This window comes from Streptomyces olindensis, assembly GCF_040645895.1.
Classification (GTDB): Bacteria; Actinomycetota; Actinomycetes; order Streptomycetales; family Streptomycetaceae; genus Streptomyces; species Streptomyces olindensis.
Genome location: NZ_JBEYZD010000122.1, coordinates 1 through 12,053 on the forward strand (window position 1 = coordinate 1; position 12,053 = coordinate 12,053).

Here is a 12,053-nt window from a genome sequence, read left to right on the forward strand (position 1 = left end):
CCCCTCCGCGCCCCGGGTCGTCGACGCCCGCCCCCCCCCCCCGGGGGGGGCCCCCAACCCCCCCCCCCCCCCCGTGCCGGCTCCCTCGCGGAGCCGGACTGGTCTCACGCCGTCAGCGTCGCAGTGTCAGCAGACCCGGACGGTAGGGCCAGTAGCCGTACTCGCCACCGGAGCTGGGGCTGCGCCCCTGGTAGAGCAACTGCAGGTTGCAGGGATCGACGGTCATGGTCTGGTCGGGGCTGGTGCGGATCAGTTCGCCGTGGCTGATGTCGTTGGTCCAGGTGGCGCCACTGTTGGCCTTGCCGGCGAAGGGGTTGCTCTCGGTCGCCGCCTGGGGGGTCCATGAGCCGTTCAGGCTGGTGGCCGTGAACGAGCGGAAGTAGCGGCCCTGCGAGCCGATCGCCTCGACGATCATGAGGTAGCGGTTCTGGCCCTGCAGCTTGTAGACCTGCGGGGCTTCGAACAGGTTTTCCTTCGTATCGCTCATGATCACGGTCGAGGTCGAGCCGAAGCTGCCCGGGAAGTTCCCGATCGGCATACTGGCCCGGTAGATCTTGCCGTTGTCACCGGCGAAGAACAGGTACATGTTCGACCCGTCGGCGATGAGCGTCTGGTCGATGGGTCCGGTGTCGGAGCCGGAGATACTTCCGGAGAACAGCGGCTGCTCGGACGACCAGCCGTTCGGGTTGGTGGGGTCGCTCGACGTCCGGTAGGAGAAGGCGGTCCTGCCCCACTGGTAGGCGAGCACCCAGATGTTCTTCGGCGCGAAGTAGAAGAGCGTGGGCGCGACCGTGGAGTTCGACATCATGTTCTGGCCGGCCGAGGCCATCTCCGACCAGTTGGTGAACGGGGTGAAGTTCAGCGAGCGCCAGCCCACCCCCGTTCCCGCGGCGCCGTGAGTCGTCGCGTAGACGAGCTGCTTGCCGTTGTAGGGAACGACGGTGAAGTCCTTGAGCGAGGCCCACCCCTGCTTGGGCTGCGCCAGCGCGCCCGTCGATGTCCAGGGGTACGTGGACGGGAGATCACACGGGCCGGGGGTGCCGGCGCCGACCTTGACGAGCTGCCACTGCTGATTGGCACCGCCCCAGTCGTCGTACTGGACGACGTTCGCGTTGTCGGCGGTGGAGGCGCCCTGCACTTCGAGGGCCTTGTTGCTGTGGCGCGAAATGAGCCTCACGTGGCCGTCGGAGCTGTCGGCCAGCCGCCACTGCTGGTTGGTGGCGTTCAGGTCGGTCCACTGGACGATCGAACCGCCGTTCGCGGTGGACCAGTTGTGGACGTCCAGGACCTTGCCGGAGTGGCGGGACTTGATGCGGTAGTAGCCGCCGCCGGCATCGACGAACTGCCACTGCTGCTGGGCCTGGTCGTTCCTGGTCCACTGGGTGATGCGGGCGCCGTCGCCGGTCGCCATGTTGTGGACGTCCAGGGCCTTGCCGCTGTTGCGGTTGACCAGCACGTACGAGGCGTTGGGGTCCACAGTCGCCGCCTCGGCGGGCTGGGCACCGAGGAAGGTCGCCACGAGCAGCAGGGGCGACAGGACGGCGAGTAAGCGTTTGAGACGGACCGGGGACGGGTGGCTGAGCCACATCACAGGGCCTCCTTCGGGGCGGTCGTGGGGGTGCCGCCGATGAACCGCGGAGCAGCCGAGCCGGTGGTAGCGGAGCTCGAAAGTTTCGAGGTGTTCCCGAATCTTCGACGCCACAAGCTAGGAAGGTGAGGCGCTCCGGTCAAGGCCTGTCGCTGTTCTGGCCGCAAACAGCGGGTGCTCGAATGTTTCGAAGGGGAAGCGGAAAGTTTCTCCGGTAGAGAGTATTGACGAGTCACTGTCAAACCCTCAATCATCCCTCCCTGAGCAACCGACCATAGTTCGACATTTCGAACCACGTCGATCCTGAGCGAAGTGCCGTTCCGGTGAGGCTCGCACCACGCATCAACGCATCCGTCCCGGTGGTAGCGGACGAGGCTTTCCCCTGCGCTCCAGTCACTCCGTGCTGTCTACCTTGGAGGCACAGCCATGGGCTTGTACGCCCTTCCCAGACTCCATGTCCGCCACAAGCTCCGCGCCCTGCTGCCGGCGCTGGTCGTCGGCGCCCTCGGTGCGGCCGGCGCACTGGTCGCACCGCCGACCGCGCACGCCGCCGAGACCACGCTCGGCGCCGCGGCGGCGCAGAGCGGCCGCTACTTCGGCACCGCCATCGCCTCGGGCAGGCTGGGCGACTCGACGTACACGACGATCGCGAACCGCGAGTTCAACTCGGTGACGGCCGAGAACGAGATGAAGATCGACGCCACCGAACCGCAACGGGGCCAGTTCAACTTCACCGCCGGTGACCGCGTCTACAACTGGGCGGTGCAGAACGGCAAGCAGGTGCGCGGCCACACCCTGGCCTGGCACTCCCAGCAGCCCGGCTGGATGCAGGCCCTCAGCGGCAGCTCGCTGCGTCAGGCGATGATCGACCACATCAACGGCGTGATGCGCCACTACAAGGGCAAGATCGCCCAGTGGGACGTCGTGAACGAGGCGTTCGCCGACGGCAGTTCGGGCGCCCGCCGCGACTCCAATCTGCAGCGCACCGGCAACGACTGGATCGAGGTCGCCTTCCGCACCGCGCGCGCCGCCGACCCGGCCGCCAAGCTCTGCTACAACGACTACAACGTCGAGAACTGGACCTGGGCCAAGACCCAGGCCATGTACAACATGGTCCGGGACTTCAAGCAGCGCGGCGTGCCCATCGACTGCGTCGGCTTCCAGGCACACTTCAACAACGACAGCCCCTACAACAGCAACTTCCGCACCACCCTGCAGAACTTCGCCGCCCTCGGCGTCGACGTGGCCGTCACCGAACTCGACATCCAGGGCGCCCCGGCCTCTACCTACGCCGCCGTGACCAACGACTGCCTGGCCGTCCCGCGCTGCCTGGGCATCACCGTCTGGGGTGTGCGCGACAGCGACTCCTGGCGGCCGCAGCACACGCCGCTGCTGTTCAACAACGACGGCAGCAAGAAGCCCGCCTACACCGCCGTCCTCAACGCGCTCAACGGCGGCACCACCACGCCCCCTCCGGGTGGCGGACAGATCAAGGGCGTCGGTTCGGGCCGCTGCCTCGACGTGCCCAACGCCACCACCACCGACGGCACCCAGCTCCAGCTGTGGGACTGCCACACCGGCGCCAACCAGCAGTGGACGCACACCGCCGCCGGAGAGCTCAGGGTCTACGGCAACAAGTGCCTGGACGCCGCCGGCACCGGCAACGGCGTCAAAGTCCAGATCTACAGCTGCTGGGGCGGCGACAACCAGAAATGGCGCCTCAACTCCGACGGATCGATCGTCGGCGTCCAGTCCGGCCTCTGCCTCAGCACCGCCGCGAGCGGCACCGCCAACGGCACCCTGATCCAGCTCAACTCCTGCTCGAACGGCAGCAACCAGCGCTGGACCCGCACCTGATGGGGACCGCCCACCAACGAAAGGAGGCACGATGACCTGGTGGTCCCGGGTCGCCGCCGTAGTGGCGGCGGCCCTCGCGATCGGGATGCTCACCGTGGCGCGTCCGGCGCCCGCCGAGGCGGCCACGGTGGACACCAATGCCTGGTACGTCCTGGTCAACCGCAACAGCGGCAAGGCGCTGTCCGTCTCCGGCGCGTCCACCGCCGACGGCGCGCGGGCCGGCCAGTGGCCGCGCAACGACGGAACCAGCCAGCAGTGGCAGTTCGTGGCCTCCGGCGACGGCTTCTACCGCCTCAAGGCCCGGCATTCGGGCAAGGTCCTCGACGTGGCCGGCGCCTCGGCCTCGGACGGTGCCGCGATCCAGCAGTGGTCCGACCACAACGGGGCCAACCAGCAGTTCCGCCTGGCCGACTCGGACGCGGGCCACGTCCGGCTGATCAACCGCGGCAGTGGCAAGGCGGTGGAGGTGCAGGGCGCCTCCACCACCGACGGCGGCAACGTCGTCCAGTACACCGACTGGGGCGGCGCCAACCAGCAATGGCAGATGATCAAGCTGTCGACCGGTGGCGTCGGCGGATGCGGCAGCGCCCCGGGTCTGACGAGCGGAACGCACACGATCCAGAGCGGCGGCAAGAGCCGCAGCTTCATCCTCAGGGTCCCCGCCAACTACGACAACAACCACCGCTACCGGCTGATCTTCGCGTTCCACTGGCGGGGCGGAACCGCCGGCGACGTCGCCTCGGGCGGCACGAGCGGAAGCGCCTGGTCCTACTACGGCCAGCAGGAACAGTCGAACAACAGCGCCATCCTCGTCGCCCCGCAGGGCCTCGGCAACGGCTGGGCCAACACGGGCGGTGAGGACGTCACCTTCGTCGACGACATGATCCGGCGCATCGAGGGCGGCCTCTGTGTCAACCCGGCACAGCGCTTCGCCACGGGATTCAGCTGGGGCGGCGGCATGAGCTACGCACTCGCCTGCAGCCGGGCGCACGTCTTCCGGGCCGTCGCGGTCATCTCCGGCGCCCAGATCAGCGGATGCAGCGGCGGCAGCCAGCCGATCGCCTACTTCGGCATCCACGGCACCGGCGACTCCGTCCTCGGCATCGCACAGGGACGGTCCCTGCGCGACAAGTTCGTCGCCAACAACGGCTGCACCGCCCAGAACCCGCGCGAGCCCGCGCCGGGCAGCCGCACGCACATCACCACCGCCTACGCGGGCTGCCGTGCCGGATACCCGGTCCAATGGGCCGCGTTCGACGGCGGCCACATCCCCGGCCCGGTGGACGGCTCCTCCGGCGAGAGCGGCGTCACCACCTGGACCAAGGCCGAGATCTGGAGGTTCTTCGCACAGTTCCAGTGACACGCACCCACCAGGGGTGGAGCCAGGACCCGCCTGGCTCCACCCCGCGGTGTCCGCCCCGCCCCCGACGGCGGCCGGGGGAGGGCACGGCACGGACCTCGGTGTGCCTGACACAACGTCCGGACAGCCCGTCGTTGCCGGACAGATCGCGCGTTGGCGCGGGCCCGGCCCGCGGAGATGCTCAGGGAGACCGGAGCAGACCGCCGAAACCGCCGGGAGACGAACATGACCGCACTGTCGCCGCACCTTCGCCAGGCCACGCCCGTGGTGGCGGTCCGGGGCGAGGGCGTCCACCTCTACGGTGAGGACGGCCGCCGCTACCTCGACTTCACCGCCGGCATCGGCGTCACCAGCACCGGTCACTGCCACCCCAGGGTCGTGGCGGCGGCCCAGGAGCAGGCGGGCACGCTGATCCACGGCCAGTACACGACGGTCATGCACCAGCCCCTGCGGCGACTGGTCGACAAGCTCGGCGAGGTGCTGCCGGCCGGCCTGGACAGCCTGTTCTTCACCAACTCCGGCAGTGAGGCGGTGGAAGCCGCACTGCGGCTGGCCCGCCAGGCCACCGGCCGGCCGAACGTCATCGTCTGCCACGGCGGCTTCCACGGCCGTACGGTGGCCGCCGCCTCCATGACGACCTCCGGCACCCGCTTCCGGTCCGGCTTCTCCCCGCTGATGAGCGGCGTGGTCGTCACGCCGTTCCCGTCGGCGTACCGCTACGGCTGGGACGAGGAGACCGCGACCCGCTTCGCGCTGAAGGAGCTGGATTACACGCTCCAGACGATCTCCTCGCCCGCCGACACGGCCGCGATCATCGTCGAGCCGGTGCTGGGAGAGGGCGGCTACGTGCCCGCGAACCGCGCCTTCATGGAGGGCCTGCGGGAGCGTGCGGACCGGCACGGCTTCCTGCTCATCCTCGACGAGGTGCAGACCGGCGTCGGCCGCACCGGCCGTTTCTGGGGCCACGACCACTTCGGCGTCACGCCCGACATCCTGGTCACCGCCAAGGGTCTGGCCAGCGGTTTCCCGCTGTCCGGCATCGCCGCCTCCGAGGAGCTGATGACCAAGGCGTGGCCCGGCTCGCAGGGCGGCACGTACGGCGCGAACGCCGTGGCCTGCGCCGCCGCCTGCGCCACCCTCGACGTCGTGCGCGACGAGAAGCTCGTCGACAACGCCGAGGCGATGGGCAAGCGGCTGCGCCAGGGCCTGGAGGCGGTCGCCGACCGGACGCCGGGCATCGGGGACGTACGCGGCCTCGGGCTGATGCTGGCCACCGAGTTCGTCACCGAGGACGGCGGCCCCGACCCCGAGACCGCCGCCCGCGTGCAGCGCGCGGCCGTCGACGAAGGTCTGCTCCTGCTGCTGTGCGGCGCCTGGAACCAGGTCGTGCGCATGATCCCGGCGCTGGTGATCGACGAGACGGCGGTGGACGAGGGGCTGCAGGCGTGGGCGACCGCGGTCGAGGCCGGCACATCCGGAGCGGCAGGGCGATGACGGACACCACCACGGCCCTGGAGCCGCTGGTCGCGCGGCTCGCCGAGACCGCTCCCGGCCTGCGGGTGGAGACCGGACCTGGCTCCACCGGCCTCTACGCCTACGACGCCTCCAACTACCGGGTCCCGCCGCGGGCCGTGGTGTTCCCCCGCAGCGCCGACGACGTGGTCGCGGTGCTGCGGGCCTGCCGCGAGGCGGGTGTCCCGGTCACCCCGCGCGGCGGGGGCACCAGCATGGCGGGCAACGCGATCGGGCCCGGTGCCGTCCTGGACTTCTCCCGGTACATGAACCGGATCCTGGACGTCGACCCCGTGGCGCGCACCGCCCGCGTCGAGGCCGGAGTGGTCCTGGACACGCTGTGCGGCGCGACCGCGCCGCACGGGCTGACCTTCGGCCCCGACCCGTCCTCGCACAGCCGCTGCACCCTCGGCGGCATGATCGGCAACGACGCCTGCGGCAACCGGTCCGTGCGGCACGGGCGCACCAGCGATCACATCGAGACCCTGGAGATAGTGACGGCCGACGGCGTACGGGCCGTCGCCGACGGCAGCGGGCTGCACCCGGTGGACCCGGCGGACGCGGAGCACGTCGCCCGCCTGGAAGCGGACGTACGCCGCCTGATCGACGCCGACCTGGCACCGATCCGCACCGAACTCGGCCGCATCCCGCGCCAGGTGTCCGGATACCAGCTGCACCACCTGCTGCCCGAGCACGGCTTCGACATGGCCCGCGCGCTGGTGGGCACCGAGGGCTCCTGTGCGGTCGTCACCGCGGCGACGGTCCGCCTGGTGGCGACCGCACAGGCCTCCACGCTGTTGACGCTCGGCTACGACGACGTCGTGGACGCCGCCGAGGACGTGCCCGAGATCCTGCGGTGGAGCCCCACCGCCGTGGAGGGCATGGACGAGGCGATCGTCGCCACCATGCGCGCCCGCCGCGGCCCGGACTCCGTCACCGGACTGCCCGACGGACGGGCCTGGCTGTACGTCGAACTCGACGGCGACGACCAGGCGGCCGTCGACGCCCGCGCGAGCGAACTGCTGGACCTGCTCCGAGCACGGGGCCGGATGACCGGCGGGCGGGTCGTGCACAGCCCGGCCGAACGGCGCTCGCTGTGGCGGGTGCGCGAGGACGGGGCGGGGCTCGCCGCCCGTCTCGTCGACGGTGGGGAGTCCTGGCCGGGCTGGGAGGACGCGGCCGTCGCGCCCGAGGACCTGGCCGCCTACCTGCGCGGCTTCCGCAAGCTGCTGGCCGCGCACGGCCTGACCGGCGTGCTGTACGGACACTTCGGCGCGGGCTGCGTGCATGTGCGCATCGACTTCGACCTGGCCACGGACGGCGGCCGGGCGGTCGCCCGCCGGTTCCTCTCCGAAGCCGCCGCCCTGGTCGTGGAGCACGGCGGCACACTGTCGGGCGAGCACGGCGACGGACGGGCGCGCGGTGAGCTGCTGGAGGTCATGTACAGCCACCGGATGATCCGGACGTTCGCCGCCTTCAAGGAGATCTTCGACCCCGAGGGGCTGCTCAATCCGGGCGTCATCGTGGCCCCGGCCCGCCTCGACGCCGACCTCGCGCTGCACACGCCCTCCGACGTGCTGCCCGTCGAGACCCTCTTCTCCTTCCCCCACGACGAGGACGGCTTCGCGGGCGCGGTACGCCGCTGTGTCGGCGTCGGCCGCTGCCGCAGCGACGCCGGCGGCGTGATGTGTCCCAGCTACCGGGCCACGGGGGAGGAGAACGACTCGACCCGGGGCCGGGCTCGCCTGCTCCAGGAGATGGTGCGGGGCGGAACCGTCCAGGACGGCTGGCGCTCCACGGAGGTGCGTGACGCCCTCGACCTGTGCCTGTCCTGCAAGGCCTGCTCCAGTGACTGTCCGGTCGGCGTCGACATGGCCACGTACAAGGCCGAGTTCCTGCACCAGCACTACAAGGGCAGAGTCAGGCCCCGGTCCCACTACTCATTGGGCTGGCTGCCCCTGACGTCCAAGCTCGTCGGGTACGCGGCCCGCCCGGTGAACGCGCTGCTGCGCGGACCCGTCGGGAAGCTGCTCGCCCGCCTCGGCGGCGTGACCACGAAACGCCGGATCCCCGCCTTCGCCTCCCGGCGCGCGCTGCGCCGGGCGCTGCGCCCGGCGAGGACCGGCGAACCGGCGAAGGCGCTGCTCTTCGTGGACAGCTTCACCCGCGCCTTCCGCCCCGAAGTGGCCGGGGCCGCGAGCCGCGTACTCGCCGACGCCGGCATCCCCTGCACGGCGGAGGACGACCTGTGCTGCGGTCTGACCTGGGTGAGCACCGGACAGCTGTCCCTCGCGCGCCGCATCATGGCCCGCACCGTCGCCCACCTGGACAACGGCGACGACCGGCCCATCGTCGTGGCCGAACCCAGCTGCGCCGCGGCGCTCAAGCGTGACGTGCCCGAACTCCTCGGCACCGACGCCGCCCGGCGCGTCGCGGCCCGCGTCCACACCCTCACCGGAGCCCTGACCGATCTCGCCGCCCCCGGCTGGACGCCCCCGGAACTGCCGGACAACGTCGTGCTGCAGACCCACTGCCACGAGTACGCCACCTTCAAGGGCCGCCACCCCCGCGACCTGCTCGGCCGCCTCGGCGTGCGGAAGGTCGACGAGGCCGAGGGCTGCTGCGGACTCGCCGGGAACTTCGGCTTCGAGGAACAGCACTACGACACCTCGATGGCCGTCGCCGACCTGGCCTTGAAGCCACGCCTCGACGGCATCGACCCGCGCACACCGGCGGTCGTGGTGGCCGACGGTTTCAGCTGCGCCACCCAGATCGACCACCTCGCCGGAGACCGGGGCGTCCGCGCCCTGCACCTCGCGGAACTGCTCGACCCCGCCGCCGACCGGCCCGGACAACCAGGAGAGAACTCATGACCGACACGCCCACGCAGTTGTTCATCGGTGGGGCCTGGGTGGACGCCGCGGACGGCGCCACCATGCCCGTCGACGACCCCGCCACCGGCGAGATCCTCTGCCACGTCGCCGACGCCGGTGCCAAGGACGCGAAGCTCGCCGAGGAAGCGGCCGTGCAGGCGCAGCAGGAGTGGGCGCGTACGGCGCCCCGGGCGCGCAGCGAGATCCTGCGCCGCGCCTACGAGATCATCATCGAGCGCACCGACGAACTCGCCCACCTGATGACGTCCGAGATGGGCAAGCCGCTCGCCGAGGCCAGGGGAGAGGTGGCGTACGCGGCCGAGTTCTTCCGCTGGTTCTCCGAGGAGGCCGTGCGGATCGACGGCGGCCACGCCACCCTGCCGGACGGCCGCAACCGCATGCTGCTCTCCCGCCGCCCGGTCGGTCCCTGCCTGCTGATCACCCCGTGGAACTTCCCGCTGGCGATGGGCACCCGCAAGATCGGCCCGGCGGTCGCCGCCGGCTGCACGATGGTGCTCAAGCCGGCCCCGCAGACCCCTCTCTCCAGCCTGGCTCTCGCCGCGATCCTCAAGGAGGCCGGGCTGCCGGACGGCGTGCTGAACGTCGTCACCACCTCCCGTGCGGGGGAGGTGTGCGAACCGCTCCTGCGCGGCGGGCGGATTCGCAAGCTTTCCTTCACCGGCTCCACGGCCGTCGGGCAGCTGCTCCTCGCCCAGAGCGCGGAGGCGGTCGTACGGACCTCGATGGAGCTGGGCGGCAACGCGCCGTTCATCGTCTTCGAGGACGCCGACCTCGACAAGGCCGTGGACGGGGCGATGATCGCCAAGATGCGCAACATGGGCGAGGCGTGCACGGCCGCCAACCGTTTCTTCGTGCACCGGTCGGTGGCGGGGGAGTTCGGGCGCCGGCTGGCCGAGCGGATGGGCGCGCTGGTCGTCGGCCCGGGCACCCGCGACGGCGTCGACGTCGGCCCTCTGATCGACAGGCGGGGACGCGCCAAGGTGGAGGAACTCGTCGCCGACGCGGTGGAGCGCGGGGCGCAGGTCCTCGTGGGCGGCCGGACCCCCGAAGGTCCCGGATGCTTCTACCCGCCGACCGTGCTGGCCGACGTCGATCCCGGCAGCCGCCTGATGGACACGGAGATCTTCGGCCCGGTCGCCGCCATCCTCACCTTCGACGACGAGGACGAGGTGATCCGCCGTGCCAACGACACCCCCTGGGGCCTGGTCGGCTACGTCTTCACCGAGGGCCTCGACCGCGCCCTGCGGGTCAGCGAACGCCTGGAGGTCGGCATGGTTGGCCTGAACACCGGCCTCGTCTCCAACCCGGCCGCCCCCTTCGGCGGCGTCAAGCAGTCGGGGCTGGGCCGCGAGGGCGGCCGCGTGGGAATCGACGAGTTCCTGGAGTACCAGTACCTCGCGGTGCCCGTGCGATGACGGCCGTTCCCGTTTCCCGAGTCCCGCAAAGGAATTCCATGGCACTCCTGAAGACCATCGACACCGAGCCCTCCTTCGCGCCGCACAGGTCCGGCCCGCTCCCGGAACGTCTCGTGTCGGGCGACCCCGCGTTCATGACCTGGCCCCAGGACGTCGCCCGCGGGGAGATGATCCATACGGGAGTCTGGGAGGCGACGCCCGGCGAGACGCGCTCGATCAAGGGCGAGACCTTCGAGTTCTGCCACATCCTCTCCGGCGTCGTCGAACTCACACCGGAAGGCGGTGAGCCGGTGGTCTTCAAGGCGGGCGACAGTTTCGTCATGAAGCCCGGCTTCGTCGGTGTCTGGAAGACCGTCGAGACCGTGCGCAAGATCTACGTGATCGTGAAGTGACGCCGGAAGCCTGCTCAGGCAGGGTCAGGCAAGGTGCCGGGCGGTGATCTCCGCCGCCGTCTCGGAGACCAGCCGGCCCAGCTCGGGCAGCCGGCCGGGCTCGAAGCGGGAGTCGGGCAGGGAGGCGGACAGGGCGGCCAGCGGTGTGCCCTCACCGTCGAGCACGGGTGCCGCGATCGCGCAGACCCCCTGCAGGTACTGGTTGTGGTTGACGGCGTAGCCACGCTCTCTCACACGGCGGAGCTCCGCGCGCAGTTGCCCCGGGTCGGTGATGGTCTCCTCGCCGTACCCCTCCAGGGTCCCCGCGGCGACCTCGTCTATCTCGGACTTCTCCAGATGGGCGAGGACGGCGTGCCCGGCGGCGGTGGCGTGCAGGGGCGAGGTGTCGCCGATGGCGTGGAAGGTGCGTACGGCCTGGTCGCAGTCCACGCGGTCGACGACGACCATGCCGTGCAGGGCGTCCGGCACCGACAGGTGGATGGTCTCGTTCAGCGCGTCGCGGAGCCGGATCATGGGTTCACGGGCGGCGGCGAACAGGCTGGAGCCCTGGAGGGCGGCAGGGCGTACGGCCAGGACGCGGGCGCCGATCTCCCAGCGGGTGGTGTCCTTGCGGTTCGCCCGCAGCCAGCCCGCCTCGTTGAGGGTGACCAGGGTGCGCTGCACGGTGGACTTCGGCAGCCCGAAAATTCTCGTCAACTCCCCGACGGTCACGGGCTGATGTCGGGCCACTGCCTCCAGAACCCGGAGCGACCTGGTGACGCTCTTCATTTCCATTCGATGCCCCCTCAGACCTGTGGAACCCTGGTTCGCATTGCCTCTTGACTCCAGCATGGAGTCACGGACACGATCCGTGCCGGATTCCAGCATAGCGTGCCACGATGTGGAACGCAGTCGGTTTCGGTCGATCAGCAGACCGTCCGTGAGGTGCGCCGGGATCCCGATTCCCCGCGGCGATGGACAGCGGCAGGGCTTTGACCAGGCCCGCCGTGCCGCGTGGTGCGGCCGCCCCGCGCCCGACTTCCCCCGGTCGGGCGC

Annotated in this window: 8 protein-coding genes; 6 read left to right on the top strand and 2 right to left on the bottom strand. The window is 70.8% G+C overall.

What is annotated here, in order from left to right; genetic code table 11:
- Positions 1–112 precede the first annotated feature (112 nt).
- A complete protein-coding gene (locus ABZ948_RS39375; RefSeq protein ID WP_359767939.1) occupies positions 113–1,588 on the bottom strand; it encodes a non-reducing end alpha-L-arabinofuranosidase family hydrolase in 1,476 nt (491 codons plus the stop codon).
- 426 nt (positions 1,589–2,014) lie between these two features.
- Here ABZ948_RS39375 and ABZ948_RS39380 point away from each other — a divergent pair, with 426 nt between their 5' ends.
- The 6 genes from ABZ948_RS39380 to ABZ948_RS39405 all read left to right on the top strand — a co-directional run bounded on the left by ABZ948_RS39380 (position 2,015) and on the right by ABZ948_RS39405 (position 11,018).
- A complete protein-coding gene (locus ABZ948_RS39380; protein ID WP_359767940.1) occupies positions 2,015–3,445 on the top strand; it encodes an endo-1,4-beta-xylanase in 1,431 nt (476 codons plus the stop codon).
- A gap of 31 nt (positions 3,446–3,476) precedes the next feature.
- Positions 3,477–4,805, top strand: coding sequence for an RICIN domain-containing protein (locus ABZ948_RS39385; protein ID WP_359767941.1), 1,329 nt, complete (start codon positions 3,477–3,479; stop codon positions 4,803–4,805).
- A gap of 225 nt (positions 4,806–5,030) precedes the next feature.
- The gene (locus ABZ948_RS39390; protein WP_359767942.1) at positions 5,031–6,299 is read left to right on the top strand and encodes an aspartate aminotransferase family protein; all 1,269 of its coding nucleotides are present in this window, start codon (positions 5,031–5,033) and stop codon (positions 6,297–6,299) included.
- A complete protein-coding gene (locus tag ABZ948_RS39395; RefSeq protein WP_359767943.1) occupies positions 6,296–9,190 on the top strand; it encodes an FAD-binding and (Fe-S)-binding domain-containing protein in 2,895 nt (964 codons plus the stop codon). Before ABZ948_RS39390 ends, ABZ948_RS39395 begins: the two co-directional genes overlap by 4 nt.
- Positions 9,187–10,626: an NAD-dependent succinate-semialdehyde dehydrogenase gene (locus ABZ948_RS39400; RefSeq protein WP_359767944.1), complete on the top strand. Its 1,440-nt coding sequence runs from the start codon at positions 9,187–9,189 to the stop codon at positions 10,624–10,626. The genes ABZ948_RS39395 and ABZ948_RS39400 overlap by 4 nt, the downstream gene beginning before the upstream one ends.
- 38 nt (positions 10,627–10,664) lie before the next feature.
- Positions 10,665–11,018 (top strand): cupin domain-containing protein, encoded by a 354-nt coding sequence (locus ABZ948_RS39405; RefSeq protein WP_359767945.1) that lies wholly within the window; start codon positions 10,665–10,667, stop codon positions 11,016–11,018.
- Positions 11,019–11,042: 24 nt separating this feature from the next.
- On the opposite strand, the gene ABZ948_RS39410 is transcribed toward ABZ948_RS39405, so the two are convergent.
- Positions 11,043–11,786, bottom strand: coding sequence for an IclR family transcriptional regulator (locus ABZ948_RS39410; protein WP_359767946.1), 744 nt, complete (start codon positions 11,784–11,786; stop codon positions 11,043–11,045).
- Between the last annotated feature and the right edge of the window lie 267 nt (positions 11,787–12,053).

What these genes read in the sequence shown, in the direction of transcription:
- ABZ948_RS39390 (WP_359767942.1), top strand. Translation starts at nt 5,031, where the DNA reads ATGACCGCACTGTCGCCGCACCTTCGCCAGGCCACGCCCGTGGTGGCG.
- ABZ948_RS39380 (WP_359767940.1), top strand. Translation starts at nt 2,015, where the DNA reads ATGGGCTTGTACGCCCTTCCCAGACTCCATGTCCGCCACAAGCTCCGC.
- ABZ948_RS39400 (WP_359767944.1), top strand. Translation starts at nt 9,187, where the DNA reads ATGACCGACACGCCCACGCAGTTGTTCATCGGTGGGGCCTGGGTGGAC.
- ABZ948_RS39385 (WP_359767941.1), top strand. Translation starts at nt 3,477, where the DNA reads ATGACCTGGTGGTCCCGGGTCGCCGCCGTAGTGGCGGCGGCCCTCGCG.
- ABZ948_RS39395 (WP_359767943.1), top strand. Translation starts at nt 6,296, where the DNA reads ATGACGGACACCACCACGGCCCTGGAGCCGCTGGTCGCGCGGCTCGCC.
- ABZ948_RS39375 (WP_359767939.1), bottom strand. Translation starts at nt 1,588, where the DNA reads ATGTGGCTCAGCCACCCGTCCCCGGTCCGTCTCAAACGCTTACTCGCC.
- ABZ948_RS39410 (WP_359767946.1), bottom strand. Translation starts at nt 11,786, where the DNA reads ATGAAGAGCGTCACCAGGTCGCTCCGGGTTCTGGAGGCAGTGGCCCGA.
- ABZ948_RS39405 (WP_359767945.1), top strand. Translation starts at nt 10,665, where the DNA reads ATGGCACTCCTGAAGACCATCGACACCGAGCCCTCCTTCGCGCCGCAC.